This is a genomic window from Alteromonas sp. 07-89-2 (assembly GCF_013113925.1).
Lineage (GTDB): Bacteria > Pseudomonadota > Gammaproteobacteria > Enterobacterales > Alteromonadaceae > Alteromonas > Alteromonas macleodii.
Genome location: NZ_VTYM01000009.1, coordinates 37,810 through 56,046 on the forward strand (window position 1 = coordinate 37,810; position 18,237 = coordinate 56,046).

Annotated in this window: 12 protein-coding genes; 5 read left to right on the top strand and 7 right to left on the bottom strand. The window is 44.7% G+C overall.

Annotation, left to right across the window (positions count from 1 at the left end):
- Positions 1–15: 15 nt before the first annotated feature.
- From F0261_RS07905 to F0261_RS07930, 6 genes are all read right to left on the bottom strand, one after another.
- The gene (locus tag F0261_RS07905; protein ID WP_014979622.1) at positions 16–903 is read right to left on the bottom strand and encodes a WYL domain-containing protein; all 888 of its coding nucleotides are present in this window, start codon (positions 901–903) and stop codon (positions 16–18) included.
- A 115-nt stretch (positions 904–1,018) separates the two neighbouring features.
- Positions 1,019–1,630: a PEP-CTERM sorting domain-containing protein gene (locus F0261_RS07910; RefSeq protein ID WP_014979623.1), complete on the bottom strand. Its 612-nt coding sequence runs from the start codon at positions 1,628–1,630 to the stop codon at positions 1,019–1,021.
- Positions 1,631–1,641: 11 nt separating this feature from the next.
- Complete coding sequence (locus F0261_RS07915) at positions 1,642–5,661, bottom strand: ExeM/NucH family extracellular endonuclease (RefSeq protein ID WP_171337617.1); 4,020 nt, start codon at positions 5,659–5,661, stop codon at positions 1,642–1,644.
- Positions 5,662–5,998: 337 nt separating this feature from the next.
- Entirely contained in the window at positions 5,999–8,647 is a 2,649-nt protein-coding gene (locus tag F0261_RS07920; protein ID WP_014979625.1) for a M1 family metallopeptidase, read from the bottom strand.
- Positions 8,648–8,873: 226 nt separating this feature from the next.
- Complete coding sequence (locus F0261_RS07925; protein ID WP_014979626.1) at positions 8,874–10,793, bottom strand: Cache 3/Cache 2 fusion domain-containing protein; 1,920 nt, start codon at positions 10,791–10,793, stop codon at positions 8,874–8,876.
- A gap of 205 nt (positions 10,794–10,998) precedes the next feature.
- Positions 10,999–11,250 (bottom strand): hypothetical protein, encoded by a 252-nt coding sequence (locus F0261_RS07930; RefSeq protein WP_014949892.1) that lies wholly within the window; start codon positions 11,248–11,250, stop codon positions 10,999–11,001.
- 163 nt (positions 11,251–11,413) lie between these two features.
- Between F0261_RS07930 and F0261_RS07935 the strand changes: the two genes are divergently transcribed.
- A complete protein-coding gene (locus tag F0261_RS07935) occupies positions 11,414–11,818 on the top strand; it encodes a phosphate ABC transporter substrate-binding protein (RefSeq protein ID WP_014949893.1) in 405 nt (134 codons plus the stop codon).
- A gap of 110 nt (positions 11,819–11,928) precedes the next feature.
- Here the strand turns inward: F0261_RS07935 and F0261_RS07940 are convergent, their stop codons facing one another.
- Positions 11,929–12,837, bottom strand: a complete 909-nt coding sequence (locus F0261_RS07940; RefSeq protein WP_110288678.1) for a LysR family transcriptional regulator — start codon at positions 12,835–12,837, stop codon at positions 11,929–11,931.
- Between the two features lie 108 nt (positions 12,838–12,945).
- Here F0261_RS07940 and F0261_RS07945 point away from each other — a divergent pair, with 108 nt between their 5' ends.
- The 4 genes from F0261_RS07945 to F0261_RS07960 all read left to right on the top strand — a co-directional run bounded on the left by F0261_RS07945 (position 12,946) and on the right by F0261_RS07960 (position 18,184).
- Positions 12,946–13,812, top strand: coding sequence for a type 1 glutamine amidotransferase domain-containing protein (locus F0261_RS07945; protein WP_171337618.1), 867 nt, complete (start codon positions 12,946–12,948; stop codon positions 13,810–13,812).
- A gap of 14 nt (positions 13,813–13,826) precedes the next feature.
- A complete protein-coding gene (locus tag F0261_RS07950) occupies positions 13,827–14,981 on the top strand; it encodes an iron-containing alcohol dehydrogenase (RefSeq protein WP_171337619.1) in 1,155 nt (384 codons plus the stop codon).
- Positions 14,982–15,046: 65 nt separating this feature from the next.
- Entirely contained in the window at positions 15,047–16,120 is a 1,074-nt protein-coding gene (locus F0261_RS07955; RefSeq protein WP_171337620.1) for an NADH:flavin oxidoreductase/NADH oxidase, read from the top strand.
- A gap of 180 nt (positions 16,121–16,300) precedes the next feature.
- Positions 16,301–18,184, top strand: a complete 1,884-nt coding sequence (locus F0261_RS07960; protein ID WP_171337621.1) for a bifunctional diguanylate cyclase/phosphodiesterase — start codon at positions 16,301–16,303, stop codon at positions 18,182–18,184.
- Positions 18,185–18,237 lie beyond the last annotated feature (53 nt).

Here is an 18,237-nt window from a genome sequence, read left to right on the forward strand (position 1 = left end):
GGCCACTTCCACATTTTATACGGTATAGGGTTCTTGCTCTGCAATGTACCCTGGCGCGATGGCTAAATTGTCGGTATTCGCAAGGCTCTGCTGATTCCTAAGCCAAAGTTGATACTCTCCGGTACGTAAGCTTGCATGTTTTGTACAATCAACATTCCAACGTCTAAGCAGGTATCCCGCCATGGCAGCCCGTACTTCCAATGTAAGCACGCCTTCTTCCATGGCGTAATCAAGCTCTATTGCGGTGGCATATTTTATATTCTTAGGATGCGGCACAATTTCAAGTGAGATAAGTCGTCCCCACTCTTCATCACAATCTATGCATTCATGGGTTTCAGGTTCCGCTTTAACCGTTACCTTACTAATTCGAGTTAGCACAAAATCTCTGAAACTTTGTGATTTTCTGTCGAATGCGCGAACATGCCAGCGTTGACCGTTGTCAACAATACTGTGAGGCACTAACTCTCTTGCGCCACTGCCGCTGGAAAGCGACGTATAGATTACACTCATCGCCTTTTTGTTCACGATGGCTTGTACCACTTTCGCCACCACAAAAATATCAGGAACATTAAGTGAAGATGCACTTTCAACAGGGAAATGTATGTCACCTATCGCATCGAACCCATCTAATATGTCGTTAGCAAGCTTCACAAGGGTTCGCTTTGCATCGTGTTCGAAAACCGGAATAAAGCTTTCTGTTTGAAAGTAACGTTTTTCCCGTGGATCGTAGACTAAGTTATCAGGGGCGAGCTCTTTGTATAGCGTAAAGTCACGAGAACCAGCCGATAGCCCCACTTCAAAGCGATTTATTAAGTCTTGGCGATGGATAGCCCCTTTGAATAGAAGGCAGAAATCGATATAAGCCAGTCGTTGGCGTTGAGAAAAAGAAATGGTTTCTAACATGGTGCGCACTTATTGTATTTTTATTCAGTGTGGTTTATTTAAAGCCACATGTAAATAGCAAAACAAATAAAAAAGCCCAGCATTTGGCTGGGCTTAAACTTTTAACAAATAAGGTTTATGACTTCACACGTTTGCGAGCGAAAAACATACCACCTAAAGCCAGAAGCGATAGCGCGAAGGTACCTGGTGCAGGTACTTCTGCAATACTGAAACTTGCGCTACTCACTTGTATAGGCGTCAGCTGCCCCCCTTGAGAGCCTTGAAAAATGTAAGAACCTGACAACCCATCGATTGTAATGTCACCAACAGACTGCGCGATAAATTGCACGGTGTATAAACCAATCACTGGTGTCTGCAGTTGATAGAACAAATCAATTTGTTCCAAGTAAGCTAGTGAACCTATCTCTAAAATTCCCCCCGGTAGAAAAGGAGGTAGAAACATCTCTAACACTGGGTTCCCCAAGCTGCTAACTGAGCCAAAAGGATTTAACGTAGAAGCGCCAATAAAACTCAAGAGCGAATCGTTAAAACCAATTGTCGTGTTATATACATCAAACGGTTGAGGAAACGGTACGCTACCTAAAAAAGCATCTTCATTAGAAAAGCTTACCGTCGCAGTGATAGTTTCTCCTACTTGATAAATTGATTTATCCGTAGAGATTTCAATTATTGCGGCATTTGCATTAAAAGTAGCAATTGCCAATACCATTAAAATAATTTTTTTCATTTTCTTTCCAACTACTGAACTGCACATGCGGTACGTGTACACATAGACATTAACGCGTATAAATCGTAGATATTTAATCTGCCGTCATTGTTAAAGTCGTGCTCTTCAACCGTCGCTTGACGTTGCAGAAGCAAGGTGTAGAACGCCACAATATCGGTGTTGTCTATGTCACTATCGCCATCAAAATCACCAATTACTGGATCCGGCTCACTCGTTTCAGGGAAATCCAGCACAACAATTACTGGATCGTGATCTGACGAACGATAAGCATCAGCCCCGTAATAGCTAGAAAGCTGTGTTTCTGACTTATATTCAACGTTGTAGTCGAAGACACGAGGCTCATCAGCATTGATATGCCAAACCGTTGCGTCTGCCACATACTCAGTCAAAGTTGAGCTTGATAGCGCGTGATCTAAGTAACCTATTTCGCCGCCGAAGCTATAAGAATAAGCACTTTCGCCGTGGAAGAGGTTGACCAAGTTGCTGTAACCGGCGTCTTCGAGAGCAAGAATTGGATCTTCTTTCGCATAAGCATTTAGGTCACCCATTACGATAACTCGGTCAGACAAACCTTCACTGTTTTGCACAAGCGCTGTCAGCCCTAACGCAGCTTGGGTACGTAGCTCGTTCCAGCAGCCTTGTCCATCACCCAAATCAGCATCATTACCTGTTGCACTGCCACAGCTTCCTTTTGATTTGAAATGATTTACCGCGAGCGTAAACGCTTCGCGGTTACTATTTACGCTAAAGGTTTGCAACAGCGGCTGGCGGTTACCGTAGTCAAAAGGAGCTTCAGAGGAAGTAACCGCTGCGCCTTGTGGTGTAACCGTTGCAGGCTTATAAATAATACCTACCGCAATTTCATCACCACCAAGTAATGATTCAAGTGCTACATAGCTATACACGTCACTACCAAGTTCAGCATTTACGCTATTTACAAGAGAAGCAATGGCAGAATCACTCCCGTATCCATCGTTTTCGATTTCTACTAAGCCAAGTACATCTGCGTCCATCGCAACGATGGCTGCTACTGTCTTCGCTTGCTGGCGGGCAAATTCATCTTCTGAGTCTGCACCACGAGAGGTAGGGAAGTTCGGACCATTAAAGTAGTTAAGCACGTTAAAGCTAGCCACTTTGACATCGCCTTGTACGTCTAACTGGGGCACATCTGTTCTTGGGTTTGTGCGTACAGTTTGAAGAGCGCCAACTGGAATTAAGTTATAAGCACCAAATGCGTAGTGCACTACACCTTCCAGGCCTTCTACACTGTCGCCTAAACGCAGAGGATTCGCATGAGATAAGCCTCCAACTGGGAAAGGAATATCATCAGCATTTTGTGCGCTTGAGCCATCATCAACCAACAATGTGTTGCGTGCATTCGCTTCAGCCAAGGCAATAGCTTCACTTGAACCCGCGGCATATTGGTTTGTCGGAATCATCAGGCGGCCTGATGACACGTTGAATTGCCCATATCGACCAAGATTGTAAACGTCTGTCACGTTCAAAGTTTGCTGGAATTGAACCTGCATACCTTCAAGTGACTCTAGGTTAACGCTCTCGTCAAATGGCATTTCAATGCTTGTCGTTAGTATATCAGCACCTGCACCTAGCGTTTCAGCATTGGCGCTTAGTACAATTTCTGTAATGCCATTGTATTCAGCCACTGCACCGCTAACACGCACAGCATCACCAACAGATGGGTATTCAGTGAAGGTTGTCGAGTAGGCAAATACACCTTCAGACGTCGCAGCATTACCATCAGAGTCGGCGGATTCTTCTTGAATAAAGAATCCGTTCATTTCCGGCACAACTTTAGTCACTACTGCCTCAACAACAACGTCATTGCCTGTAAGTGGCGAGGTATCGCCTTCGCCTTGGATAGCGCTAATTAATACTACTTCACCAACTGGGTCAGTTGGGTCTGTAGGATCAGTTGGGTCGGTCGGGTCAGTTGGATCCGTAGGCTCGCTAACAGATCCATTGTGCGAACCAAAATTGTTAAGCGTATCTTTTGGTAGGCTATCCCATTCTTCAAGGGTAAACGCTGGGTTGCGGTTAGGGTTACCTGCCGTTACTGAACTCTTGCGCACCAAAGTAACGTCTTTACCCCAGTTAGTTTTAACGCCGTACGTACCTAGAGCATCAACAACCTGACCGTTGGCGACGAGCTCAATGTAGTCATCGCCATTGAAATTAATCACGAAGCTGCTAATCGTTGAGCCGGCAGTTAACAGTGCGTCTGCACTTCCGTGAGCGAATGTTGCTACGCCACCTGCTGGGATTGTGCCTTCAAGTGCTAACACTTTACGGTCAGCATCTGCGGTCTCACCATTGGAGAGTAAAACTAACTCATAACCCGCTAGACTTACCGGTTGTGTCGAGCTATTGAAAAGCTCTATACCTTTATTGAAACCGCCACCTTCGATGTATTCTGAAATGTAAATACTGCTGGTAGAAGGTGTTGTGTCGCCGCCGGTATCACCACCTGTGTCGCCGCCGGTATCGCCACCCGTGTCACCGCCAGTATCGCCACCCGTACCATCACAACTCTCGTTGAAGATAAGTGAAGCAAGTTCAGGTTTGTCAATAAACGGATTTCGGTTTCCTTGGAATTCATAAACGCGCTCGTTACGACGACGTTCGAAATCATCCACTGGATCACTTTCATGCCATTGAAGCAATACGCAAAGCTTACCAAACGCGGCCTCGCTAGTAGAGGTAAGGCGATTTACTAACACTAAGTCGTCTTCGGTATCACCAGCTGTATTGCCATCGTAACGCACGTCCATGTATAGCATTGAGCGTGCTACATCACCTTTTACCGCGTCACGAGGCTCAAAAGAGTCACCATCAACTCGGTTTAACGGAGCTTCAGAAAGCGCGCTATCACTAAAATCAAAATCTAAGTTGCCGCGCGAGCTATTTACAGAAATATCGGTAGGACGCAGGTGCAGAATATCGCTGTATGCCGTTAGGCTAGAGCTAGGAAAACCATGGCTCTTAGCCCAAACATGTTCGCGATTCCAATTGTCTGGGTTGGTGCTTTGACTACCGCTACCGTTGGTAAACTTGCCTTGTGATATGCCTTTGTAGAACAAGATAACGTTATCGGTGTTAGCAGGATCTTCGTCAGTGTAAGTGAGTGCTGTCCACACTTCTGAGTAAGAAAGCGTACGGTGACCATTTTCAATGATGTTATGCGCCGTGTCTTTTAACGTTTGCGCACTTTCACCGTTTGCAATAGCTGTGTCGAGAGCTGCGTAATAGTCAGATGCAACAAAGTCGCTGGCTAGGTTAACTGCTTCCAAATCAGGGCAGTTAAAACAAGTACCACTTAAGAAAAGAAGTTCATTTGAAGGTTCACCGCCGTCGTCAGGGTTACCGCCAGTATCCCCACCATCGGTAGTTCCATTTCCACTTACTGAAATACCGTCTAAATTGAGATATTCGGTACCCGAGTTGTTAGCCATGGCTACTTTCAGTTCTAAAGTGCTTCCGCTACCTATCGTTTCGGTCAGTGTTGCAGAACCAAAGTCTTCCTGTACCGTATTCGTTGCCCCTTCTGAAAGCGTAATAAGCTCGAATGCGCCACCATCTAATGAGTAAAATACATCGATGTAGTCTGTCGACTCAAAATTTCCACTTTGAGAAAGCACGGCATTTATGGTGATATCACCGGCACCAGATATATCGATAGACTCGCTCAACCAGACTACTTCACCGTCAGTATCACGTGCTTGCATTGCGCCGCTTTCAACACGGAACCAGTCTGAAGTGGCACTTAGCTCACTCGCTGACACGTCTACTGACCAACGATCAACACCTTCAAGGTCAACAATTGCTCCCGCTGGGTCTGAGCCAGTTGCGCCCTTGCCTTGCAGTTCATTTGCTTCGAAGTCTTCTTGCCATACTGTATCTGCAGAGGCATTAATAGAAACAACGCCTAACGACAATGCACCCGCCAACAACGCGTTGACTACTTTAGCTGATCTCCTCAGCTTATACTTTTGTGTGTTACCCTCATGAATCATTTTGCTTTCCGCTTTTTTGTATAAGGAAGGTATAAATTCTTATACATACGTATAGACAGCAAGCACTTAATAAAAATAATAATATAAACGTCACAAACGTTAAAAATCAGAAACTTAGACGTTTAAAATAAACTTACTTATTGATTAACTCTGCTGAACTTTGGTACAGGGAAAGTTGATTTGTCACAATGCGTAAATGTTTCAGCTTTGAAATATTTCAGTGACTCGCCGTGGTGCATGTTACAGTTTTATGCACAAAAAAAGAGCGCCTTGTGGGCGCTCTTTCAATCATAACTTTAGGATAAAAAGCGCTGGGAAAACGCCTTTTCGTTGTTGCCTATAACTGCTCGTTTAAGAAGGCGTTAAAGTCTGCCTGAAACGCAGATTTCAGCCGCATACACTGTTGAGACTCGTCCTGCATAATTTCGACACCGCGTGCCATTCCTTGATAAGTCTCGCTAATTGGCGCGTAGAACGCTTTGGCCATTTCTAAGTTTTCAGCCGAACAGGTTGTTGAAACAAATTCCGGCATTCTGCTTACATGGTAATCAGGCATTTTTGCTAGTAGCGCGTCTTTATTCTTACTAAGCCACTCATACAATAGCGTATGATCGTCTAAGTTACGTGCTACTCTCACCACCATATACATGGTATTTGCAGGCGTAATATCATCGGTAAGCGCTAAATCTAACATTTTAAAGACGGTCGCTTTGTCTTCAAAGTACATCGAATACACCAGCGTGCTTTTCACATTTGGCAACTGTGCTTTTTTAAATGCCTCTACAATTGTATTAAACCATGTGCCCTGCTCGCCTTGTTCACTATTTCGCGTAGCAATTTCAATTGCTGTACCGGCAATACCGGAAGGAACACTGCTAGTATCTGCAAGGTACTGTTTCGCTATCTTAACGCTTTGTTCAACAAGTTGCTCATTGTTCGAATGAGTACCCAGTAAGCTGTATAGCTGGTTACGCAGGCGAATGACATCTGCGTTATCCTGCTCACTTTGAGACAAGGTAAGCTTGTTTAACAAAGGCATATAATTTTGATTTAGAAGCTTTGCATATGCGGCTTTATTGTCTTCATTTACTAAATAACTAAACTCAGCTAACACGCCAACAGCCGCACGAATGACCGCAGGGTCATCATCTTTTGCCAAGCTATTAAGCACCTTCATCACGCTGTCTACACCTACTTGATCTGCGTTTAACAGCGCCTGGTAGTTGTATAGCACATTTTTCTTTTCACGCTTATTTAGCGCATCAATATTATTTAGCAGTGCGTTTAACTGAGCTGGTTCAATTGACCAACGGAAGTAACCTGTTGCATTGTCATTAGGGTACACCCAGTCTGCTTCAGCAAGCTGAGGTAAAACTGTGGTTTCTTTATCAATAAAAACCACTTCGTTTAGTATTTTTCCGTTTGATTGATAAGTCAGCTTTAATGGAACTGCCCATGTCTTATCTTCCACGGTAGCGCCAGCAAGGTGAAAACGGGACTGGGTTAATTTGCCATCTTTTGAAATATGAATAAGTGGGTAGCCCGGCTGTTCCAAGTAGGCTTTCATCATGGCGCTTAAGTTGAAATCGGACACTTCATCTAGAGCGCGCCACAAATCGTCTGCTACGGTATTACCCCAAGCATGGGAATTCATGTAGTTTTGAACGCCTTCACGAAACTTTTCTGTACCAATTAGCGATTCAATCATTTGTAAAATTGATTCACCTTTTGAGTAGTTCAAGCCCAACCCATCCATCACATCTGGCTGACTTTTCACTACCTTTTTAACAGGTTTCACCGTGGGACTAGCATCTGCACCAAATGCTCCCTCTTGTACTATGCGATCGGCGTAGTTCAACTCTGGATACAAGGTTTTCATGGTATGGCTTGCAGCCCAAGACGCAAACGCTTCGTTCAGCCATAGGTCATCCCACCACGCCATTGTTACCAAGTTGCCAAACCATTGGTGAGCAAGTTCATGCGCGATAACATTTAGCGGTCGTGAACGCTCTGTGACGCTTGGGTTATCTTCTAGCAGTAACAAACTATCGCGATAGGTAATTAAACCTACGTTTTCCATTGCACCGTGGGTAAAGTTTGGTACGGCAACAAAATCCATTTTTTTATAGGGGTACTTGATACCGAAAAAATCTTCTAGCGAGGCTAGGATTTCTGGGATGTGTTTGATAACAAATTTGGTTTTATCGGCATACCCTTTTGGAACGTATATTTTTCCTGGCACCGACAGCCCAGAAATTTCAGCACTATCAAAAGGCCCTACGGTATAGGCGATAAGATATGTCGGCATGGGCTTAGTTTTTTCAAACACTACGGTTTTGATCCCGTTTTCCACTGTCACCTTTTCAACAGGTGTATTACCCACAATTTCCTGATGTTCAGGAGAACTGATGGTCATTTGATAAGGAATTTTGAAGTTTGGCTCATCAAAACTTGGAAACGCTTTTCGCGCATGCATATCTTCAAACTGGGTAAATATATAGTTGGTCTCTTCAAAACGTGACAGATACATGCCATCTGAAGACGTGTTCACTTTCCCTTCAAACGTAATCTCTAATGTATACTTTCCAGGCGCAATCTCATCTTGCGATTCGCCCCAATTGATGTCGTATTCTCCAATCGTAACATTTAGAGGAAAGCTGCTGCTTCCAGACACTAAACGCGCAGAAGTTACGGTCAAATCTTGCTGATAAAAGCCCACTTTCTTAGTTGGGGTTTTAACCGTTACATCAATATTCGTTTTTCCAGAATATGTAGGGTTATCAGGGTCGATATTTAAGTGAATGCGTTGAAAAGTGGGAGCGATTGTTGACGGTAAGCGGTATTCAACATCAGCAAGTGTCTTTTTCGCGGGTGATACGACTGCAGATGCAGTTTGCGCTTCTTGCGCCACTACTGCCGTTGTCGATAGCGATGTGAATGCAAAAACACTCGCAACCACACCGGCTAGTGTAGATAGTTGTTTCATTATGGTTTATCCATGTTATGGGAAGATCCCTATATTCATCCATGGGTAAGAATAAATATCAAAAAGGGCCTTAGCAATCTAAAGCCCTTTTGGCATTGGTTCAAATTGTTACTATTCATGTCAACCGCAAGAAATGTGCATTTCAGCGTAGATTGACTCTGGCGAATTATCTTGTTTCTGCTTCACTGCCTGCTGACAGCCAAATCAATTGAATAAGCCAGTAACTCTAGAAATGGTATCGTCGCAACTGCATTTGCATTTGCTTAACTTGCTGAACTAAGGCTTCACAGTTATCTACCACTTCTTTTGCATAGGTAGTATTGGCATTGCCCACCTGTTGAATACTGCTTACCCCTTTATTCACATCGTTAGCAACTTCTGTTTGTCCTTCAGCCATTGTGGCAGCGTCTCGATTTAACGTTGTGATGCGTGCAACAGCGTCAAGCGCCTGCTTTAACGAATCGCCAGCATGTTTTGTGGTGTCCACGGTTTTATAGGCGGTTTCTTTATTTTGCTGCATTTTTTCAGAAGCCACGCGGCTACCTTGCTGAAGGCGTTCAATCATATTGCGAATTTCTTCCGTGGAAGACTGCGTTCTGCTTGCTAGCGAACGGACTTCGTCAGCGACAACGGCAAAGCCACGTCCCTGCTCACCAGCGCGAGCCGCTTCAATAGCTGCATTAAGCGCAAGTAGATTCGTTTGCTCTGCGATATTCCTGATAACTTCCATTACACCGCTAATTTCTTCACTTGCCTGAGCCAACTCAGTGATAACCTGTACTGACGCGTCCACATCGCTTGCCTGAGACTGGATGTCTTTAATGGTTTGCGCCAGAACGCTTACGCTGTTTCGCGTATCTTGATCGGCAGCGTGTGCCGCTTCACTTGAACTGCGAATGGTTGACGACACAGTTTGTGCATTCTGCTGCATTAATGAAATGGCGTTATTAATTGACTCCGTTTCTCGGCTAAGTTGTGAAACGGTATCTTTGGATTGCAACGCTGTTGCATTTAACCTTTCTGACTTTGCTAGCATGTGGTCAGTGGCTTCGTCCACACTCTGCAACGTGTCTTGTAACTGGCTAAGAAGCCCATTAAACGCTCTTGCCATGGTGCCAAACTCGTCGCTTCTTGATGCCTGAAAACGGAACGTTAAATCTCCCTCACCAGAAGACAAGTTGTTTACTACGCCAATGAATTCTTCAAGTGGCTTGCCAACAATATACTTAACGAGCAACCAAATGGTGATCAAAATTCCCACGCTCGCCAATACGATTTTAAGTACAACAACCAACACAGAGCTTCGAACCATAGCCGATTTTTCTGACGTCGACGCCACTAATATAATATCGTACCCCCAAGGCGAAAACGGTACCACTTCTACAACCCAGTCATCATTAGGTTGAAGGGCGTCGGCCACCTGCCGATCATTCACATGTGCGGAATGCATGCGAATGTTACCTTTTGCATCACGAAGGGCAACAAAGCCTTCTTTTAGCACGTGACTTTGCTTAATGGCTTGCTCTAAGACGTTAAGGTCGGCTGAGTATCCCACATACCAGATGCCCACAACGTCACCACTGCTGTTAAACATTGGCTCGTAACCTGTTAAATAAGGGCTACCCAAAATATCAACCGCACCGTAATACGCTTCCTGCTGATTAATCTTTTTGATCGCCTTGCCATCAGGGGCCAACTTAGTGCCAATCGCCCTCTCACCATTTTTAATGACATTGGTACTCACGCGAATATAGTCGTCTCCTGTTTTACTAAAAAGCGTGGCGGTGCCTCCCATTACGCTTGTCAGGTTATCGACCAAATCGAATGTGTTGGCTTGCTCCGCATTGCCCAACCTTAGCTGCCGAGCCTGCGTATTTTTAACGGTAACAATATCGGTTTGATTGGGTTCACCGATTGCCTCACCTCGTTGTTTAAGCAACGCCATACTGCTTTTGACGCGTTCAAGCATGATAGAGTCAGTCACAGTAAGAATATTCACTAAACGATCGGCGGTGTTCTTCTTTTGCTCTTGAACAAGGGTTGAAACATTTGAGGAAGTGGTGATAACCGTTGCCACAGCAACAATTAGAGCGAACAAAGCGATAACAGCAGAAATAGAAAATAGAAACTTTCTTTGAATGGACATTTATCATCTCGATATGTAGACGTTTAATACAAAGCCATTCCGTTGCGCTTTCTAACCTCGGCCTTAAATTTTTTACCAAAAAGCACAACGGCTTGAGGCAGCATTCCCTTTATATTAATTTAGGCAAAAATTACGTAAGAGCAAATTATCCAAACGTTTATATTTTAAAAAAGTTGTCCAATTAACAATCGATTATCAGTCAGTGCTACTTCATGGTCACCTTTGTGCCAACAATTTTCAGGGCCGGTGCACCTCGAATTAAGGCATTCCTTGCAAACTGTCCGTGACAAGAAGGACATATTCCTTCTTCATGAGTAAAGTCCTCAACTATTCTCTCTTTAAAGCATTTAACCAACGCGCCTTTGCCGCCTTTTCGATATTTAAATAGCTGGAATTTGCACTTGGAGCAATAAATTTGCACGGTTCTGACCGGCCCTTTTGCATTAGGTTTTGCCATAATTTCTCTTTGTATGTTTTAGGATCCTTCAAATTTCACCTTTTGTCGAAATGCGACAAATTGTAAATCTCGGTTATACTTTCGTGAGGGCGTGTCGCCCTTGGGTACAAACCACTAGCATGCTTGCCTCGATGTTAGCGAGTTAAGAACGAAGGTAATATCAATGAAGATAGTTGCAGCCCTGTGCTTTTTAATGTCTGCGCCGATTTATGCCGGTACAGCCGTGATAATAAATGCCAATAACAATTCTGGGATCGATATCGATACCGTCAAGAAAATATATTTGGGGAAAGTAAAAGCATTTCCCGATGGAAGTCGCGCAATTCCCCTTACCTTCGAACAAGGTAATAATATCAGAGACGCTTTTAATAATAATGTGCTTGGAAAATCTGAATCACAATACTCTGCATTCTGGTCGAAGCTTGTGTTTACTGGCAGAGGCACACCACCTGAAATGATAGCAACTGAGGATGAGATGTTAAATCTTGTCGCGACCAACCCCAATACCATAGGTTTTGTGGATGAAGGTAAAGTTGATGGCACGGTAAAAGTTGTCGGTACATTTTAGAGCCTGCTGTTGTTTAATATTCAGCAAAGACCAACAAGCCCTGTTTATTTAAACTAGGAACAATTGGCGACGCCTTGTCCAAATGCGTCGCCCTTTTTAGGCGTCTAGCTTCAATCAGGAAGTGTCGAAAGATAGTTAATGTTTGCAAAAGCCATTATGACATCTTTGGCGAAGTCGACCCTAGGATGACGAAGCGCTCCCTTTTTCCACACTAAATAAACATCGTTTTCTGGGCCTGGCTTGCCCAGCGCGACCAATTCGCCTTTTGCAATACCTTCTTTACATAAGTAGTCAGGCAAAACGGAATAACCAATTCCCGCTTTGATAATACTACTTATTGCTCTTATATCGGGGCAAACAGCCGCGACAGGCGACTCACACGCGGCATTAAATACCTCCGAAAAGTATCGCCGAACAAGCGGCAACTGTTCATCATACGTCACTACTTTATGTTGGTTGAGTAGCGCTGCCGATATTTCTCTTTCTCCCAGCAACTTTCCCTGCACACGGTTCATCACTAAGATTAAGCGCTCTTTATCCAACTTCTGATATTCATACATCGCGTCAGTGGGCTCAGAGGCCGTAATGGCAAGCTCCGCTACATCGTTTTCCAACAAATGATAAATATTACTTTTGTTGCCGGTATGGATCACTAAATTCACTTTATCGGCCTGAAGCAAGTTAGCGAGTGCCGGACCTGCCACCAGACTGAGGTACTCCGCAGGGCCTGCTAGGTGTAACGTGCCGTGATCGGTGGAAGCACGGCTGCGAATAGAAGCCACTTTCTGCTCTAACGTATCAATGTGACTGGCGACCTGCAGCGCCAAGTCATCTGCGATAGCCGTTGGCTCAACGCCTCTCGCTTTTCTTACGAACAACTCTTTACCGACAATATTCTCCATGGCTTGTATGTGAGAAGTGACCGCTGGCTGAGACATATGAAGGCGAGCTGCAGCACGTGTAATGTTGCCGCTTCGATAAACTTCTACAAAGGTTTTTAACTGTGTTAAGTAAGACATAATCCCTACCCATCAGATTTTTGATGACTCATCACAATTTATCTGACTTCTCGATGTAAGCCAACCTCTCTAAGATACACGCACTTTCTAATGCGACAGGAGCTGCACATGAAATCAGCACCATCAATTTTATCGCTCGCCATTATTGCGGGTTTATCACAGTCGGCCTATGCGGCAGACGTTAAAGCTGCGAATACCAGTAAAGGCGAAATACTTGTACTACTTTCAAGTGAAAATGTAATGCAGCTTGCAGATGGCAAAACAGAGCCTACAGGCTATTACCTTAACGAGTTTGGGGTGCCGGCAAAAGCATTGGTAGACGCAGGCTACAAACTGGTATTGGCCACGCCAAAAGGCAATGCGCCATCTGTAGATAAAAAGTCAGTAATACCGCAATACTTTGATGGCGGCGAATCGCAAATGCGAGACATTCAAACGTTTGTAGCGTCAATAGAAGGCATTGATGACACGCTGTCATTGAGCGAAGTGATTGGACAAGGGCTGGAAGAGTTTGAAGGCGTATTCATTCCAGGCGGTCACGCACCGCTTATCGACCTGGCAAACAATCCTCAAGTGGGTGAAATTTTGTCTCACTTTCACAGTGAAGGAAAACCTACTGCCGCTATCTGCCATGGCCCAATCGCCTTACTTTCTGGGCAATCTAACCCGCAGGCATTTGAACTGGCATTGAAATCCGGTGAGCAAGCCTCATCTGAGAGTTGGATTTATGATGGCTACAAAATGACAATCTTCTCCACACCGGAAGAGGCCTATTTTGAAAGCACGTTAAACGACGCAACGTTATTGTACTACCCAGCAGACGCCATGGCGCAAGCGGGTGGCAAGATGGAATTCAAGGAAATGTGGGCGCCTAATGTAGTAGTAGACCGTGAGCTTATTACAGGCCAAAACCCGTTTTCTGATGAACTGTTAGCTGAAAAGCTTTTACAACAGTTAAATTCACAATCTAATTAAGGACAGGCAACACTATGCTTAATTTTACGTTTAAGAATCAAACCGAAATTTTGTTCGGCAAAGGGCAACTAAGTGAAGTGTCTTCACGTTTGCCGAAACAAGCAAAAGTCCTCTTCCTCTACGGTGGCGGCTCAATTAAGAAAAATGGTATTTACGATAAAGTAACGACTGCACTAGCAGGTGCTGAAGTTATTGAATTTCAGGGTGTTGAACCAAACCCAGAATTTGAAACACTGATGAAAGCTGTGAATGTCGCCCGTGAAAATGACGTGAACTTCATTCTTGCGGTTGGCGGTGGAAGTGTTATTGATGGCGCGAAATTTGTAGCTGCTGCCGTTAACTTTGCAGGCGATCCGTGGGACATACTTGTTAAAGGTGCAGCATTTGAAAATCCATTACCTATTGGCGCAGTACTTACTTTACCTGCGACAGGGTCTGAGAGTAACGGTAACTCGGTAGTAAACAGAAAAGAAACGTCGCAAAAACGCGCGTTTTCTTCTGAAACAGTTCAGCCTGTTTTTGCCGTGCTTGATCCTGAGTTCACCTATTCACTTCCACCACGTCAAGTATCAAACGGCGTGGTTGATGCTTTTGTTCACGTGATTGAGCAATACCTTACCTACCCTGTAAACGCACCGCTTCAAGACCGCTTTGCAGAAGGAATTTTACAAACCTTAGTTCAAGAAGGTCCTAAAGCGTTAGCGACGCCTGAAGATTACGATGTGCGTGCAAACGTAATGTGGTCAGCAACAATGGCGCTTAACGGATTAATCGGCAAAGGTGTACCGCAAGACTGGGGCACACATATGATAGGTCACGAACTTACTGCGTTACACGGTTTAGATCACGCCGTGACCCTAGCAATTGTTCTACCGTCGTTAATGTTCGTGCAGCGTGACAAAAAGCAGGAAAAGATTCTGCAGCTAGGTGAGCGCGTGTTTGGCATTCAGGAAGATGACAAAGAAAAGGCCATCGACTTAACCGTAAAAGCGGTTCAGGACTTTTTTGAAACTATGCAGGTTAAAACCCGCCTGTCAGACCACAACATTGAAAAGTCCGCCATTGATGGGCTAATCGAGAACCTTGAACGCAACGGCTTAACAGCGCTTGGCGAGCATGGTGACATCGATCTTGCTAAAGCCCGTGAAATTCTAACTCTCGCGGCATAACCCCTAGATTCTAAAGCACTCAGCCTTCGCTGAGTGCTTTTGTGTTTATTTAAAAAGAGAGAAATATGACTGCATTATTTGAACAATTTTCGTTAAAAGACGTGACGCTTCGCAATCGTATTGCTGTGCCTCCTATGTGCCAATACTCTGCAGAAGATGGGTTTACAAACCAGTGGCATGAAGCAAACTACCAGTCATTTGCCCGAGGCGGTGCTGGATTGGTTATCGTTGAGGCAACCGCCGTCTCGCCAGAAGGACGCATCACGCCAAATTGCTTAGGTATTTGGAAAGATGAACACGTTAGTGGCTTAAAAAATGTTGCTGATCGTATAAAAAGCCAAGGCGCTGTTGCTGGAATTCAAATTGCACATGCCGGGCGCAAAGCGAGTGCTAACCGCCCTTGGGAAGGCGATGACCACATTCAGCCAAGTGAAGAAAAAGGGTGGCAGCCTATTGGACCTTCGGCAGAAGCCTTTGGTGCACACTTACCTGTTACGCCTAGAGAAATGACCAAAGCCGATATTGAGCGCGTTAAGAGTGACTTTGTGAAAGGTGCCCAGCGCGCGCTTGAAGCTGGATTCGAGTGGCTTGAACTGCATTTTGCCCACGGTTATTTGGCTCAAAGCTTTTTCTCGAAGCACGCCAATAAGCGTACCGACGAATACGGCGGTGATGCGCAAGGCCGTGGTCGATTCTTACTTGAAACACTGAGCGCAGTGCGCGCGGTTTGGCCTGAAAACCTACCGCTTACCGTACGCTTTGGCGTTATCGAATACGATGGTGATGACGAACAGACGTTGAGCGAGTCTATCGAACTTGTAAAACAGTTCAAAGAAATTGGTACTGATTTCGTTAGCGTTAGCGTTGGCTTTAACACGCCTGATGCGAATATTCCTTGGGGCCCTGCTTTCCTTGCTCCAATTGCTAAAAAGGTACGTGATGAAGCCGGGATCCCGGTTGCTACAGCGTGGGGAGTAGACACACCAGAGCTCGCCAATGATACCATTGAAAACCAACAACTTGACGTTGTTATGGTAGGTAGAATGCATCTTACTAACCCACACTGGTCTTATTTTGCAGCGAAAAAGCTAGGCGTTGAAAAACCATCTTGGGTAATGCCTGCACCATATGCACACTGATTGGAGCGTTACGCACCATCAGACGAAAGGTAGTTATTGACTTTACAGGCAGCAGTGCTTTCGAGCACTGCTGTGTTTTTCCTCGTCTTTTGCCAATAACGTATAACGTTGCGTCTCTGCACTTGCTTTTTTCCAAGTTAGGTTTAAGGTTGCTATAAACCTCCTTCAAGATTTGGAAGAATGCAGGTTAAAGATTTTTTTTCCTCATCAGCAAAGCTTGCTGACCTAACGTCACTCCGAAGGCGCCGTGTCATTCAAATAAGCGCGGTAACAGGCTTCGGGCTTTTCGCTTCGTCTCTGGTCGCGAGAGGCATAACTTTTGATATCTTTTTACTGGGCTTGTTCTCATTAATCGTCACTGGCTCGCTCGCATACAAGTATTACGTTACCACCAGCAGTTACCTACTTTTAGGCGCTATGTCGTCAATGCTGTTTGCCCTATCCGCAACAGGTGCAGGCGTATTTGATATCGCCATGATTGGCTATCCTGGCGTCATCATATTTGCGGCTTTATTAGGTGGAATTGCCCTATTTGGCACCGTTTTATCTTTAGTGCTTCTTCAGTGCATTACGCTTACGTGGTTGATAATGCAAGATGTAGTAACACCAAACCCGCCTATTTTGAGCTGGTCTCACGTGCTCTTCATCATGGTTATTTACGTTATTACGGGCTTCAGCGTTTTTATTTTGATACAGGATATTCGTCGGCTTATGCAGTCACTGCAGCAAGAGGTGTCTAAAGTTGAGCAAAATAGAGCACATATCCAGCACTTAGCACATCACGATCCGCTCACAAACTTGCCAAATAGGATTTTGGGCGAGCGACTTTTCAACGAAAAGCTACGTGAGAGTGAAGAAAAAGGGCTTCAGCTCGCGCTGCTGTTTATAGACTTAGACAACTTTAAACCCGTGAATGACGCTCTTGGCCATGCTGCGGGCGATCGGTTTCTTCAAAAAATATCTCAAACCATCACCGACCACCTATCCACAAAGCAAAGTTTAATACGCTTCGGTGGCGATGAGTTTATTGTGTTGGCGCCAGAAATATCAGACAAATCTGAAATCGATGACTTATGTAAGAACTTAATTACGTGGTGTTCGAACGAATTCGAAGTGCTGCAAACCAAAGTGGTAGTATCGGGTTCAATTGGTGTAGCACAAGCGCCTTATGACGGAATTAAATTTAAACAGCTGTGCCGAAAAGCTGATATTGCCATGTACGAAGCGAAACGCAACGGCAGAAATAGATACGAATACTATGACGTGCGCTTTGACGAAGAAAACGATGAAAAATTCACACTTATTCAGCGTTTGCGCCCGGCTGTACAGGCCAATGAATTCGAGGTGTACTACCAACCGTTGATAGACCTTGCCTCTAACGAGGTTCAAGCAGTAGAGGCGCTTTTGAGATGGCCTCAGAAAGACGGCTCAATGATATTCCCCGACAAGTTCATACCTTTAGCGGAAAGCAGTGGCCTGATCATCCCTCTTGGTGCGTGGGTGTTAAACCAGGCTTGTGAATTTTGCGCTAAACAGCATGAAAACGGTCATACTAATCTTACGGTTGCCGTAAACTTATCCTTCGCACAATTCAAAGATGGTACGCTCCCCGCTGTCGTTGAGCAGGCCTTGCAAAATTCACAATTAGCACCGCAATTTTTAGAGCTGGAGCTAACTGAAACCATACTCGCGGATGAAAATGGCACCACTGGCGAACAACTTGAAGCCATTAAATCGTTAGGCGTGCACTTTGCTATTGATGATTTTGGTACCGGTTACTCTAATTTAAATTATCTACAGACATTTAGCGCTCGCAAACTCAAAATAGACCGCATTTTTATCAACACCTTGGGCATTGGGGAAAACGACGCACCTTTAGTTGCAGCAATTATCAGCATTGCCGACAGCCTTGGCATGAAAGCGGTAGCTGAAGGTATTGAAAGTAAACCCGCTTTAGAAAAGCTAATAAAAATGGGATGTGACTTGGGCCAAGGCTATTATTGGAGCAAGCCACTCCCCGTGCCCGAGATAGAACGATTCTTAAGTAATCATCCAACAAAGTAACCACTTACACTAAAAATTCGGAAATGTTCCGCTGTGAAGGCACCGTTTTAGAG

Bases quoted from the DNA above. Each gene is read 5' to 3' on its own strand.
- F0261_RS07905 (WP_014979622.1), bottom strand. From the start codon at position 903: ATGTTAGAAACCATTTCTTTTTCTCAACGCCAACGACTGGCTTATATC.
- F0261_RS07910 (WP_014979623.1), bottom strand. From the start codon at position 1,630: ATGAAAAAAATTATTTTAATGGTATTGGCAATTGCTACTTTTAATGCA.
- F0261_RS07915 (WP_171337617.1), bottom strand. From the start codon at position 5,661: ATGATTCATGAGGGTAACACACAAAAGTATAAGCTGAGGAGATCAGCT.
- F0261_RS07920 (WP_014979625.1), bottom strand. From the start codon at position 8,647: ATGAAACAACTATCTACACTAGCCGGTGTGGTTGCGAGTGTTTTTGCA.
- F0261_RS07925 (WP_014979626.1), bottom strand. From the start codon at position 10,793: ATGTCCATTCAAAGAAAGTTTCTATTTTCTATTTCTGCTGTTATCGCT.
- F0261_RS07930 (WP_014949892.1), bottom strand. From the start codon at position 11,250: ATGGCAAAACCTAATGCAAAAGGGCCGGTCAGAACCGTGCAAATTTAT.
- F0261_RS07935 (WP_014949893.1), top strand. From the start codon at position 11,414: ATGAAGATAGTTGCAGCCCTGTGCTTTTTAATGTCTGCGCCGATTTAT.
- F0261_RS07940 (WP_110288678.1), bottom strand. From the start codon at position 12,837: ATGTCTTACTTAACACAGTTAAAAACCTTTGTAGAAGTTTATCGAAGC.
- F0261_RS07945 (WP_171337618.1), top strand. From the start codon at position 12,946: ATGAAATCAGCACCATCAATTTTATCGCTCGCCATTATTGCGGGTTTA.
- F0261_RS07950 (WP_171337619.1), top strand. From the start codon at position 13,827: ATGCTTAATTTTACGTTTAAGAATCAAACCGAAATTTTGTTCGGCAAA.
- F0261_RS07955 (WP_171337620.1), top strand. From the start codon at position 15,047: ATGACTGCATTATTTGAACAATTTTCGTTAAAAGACGTGACGCTTCGC.
- F0261_RS07960 (WP_171337621.1), top strand. From the start codon at position 16,301: ATGCAGGTTAAAGATTTTTTTTCCTCATCAGCAAAGCTTGCTGACCTA.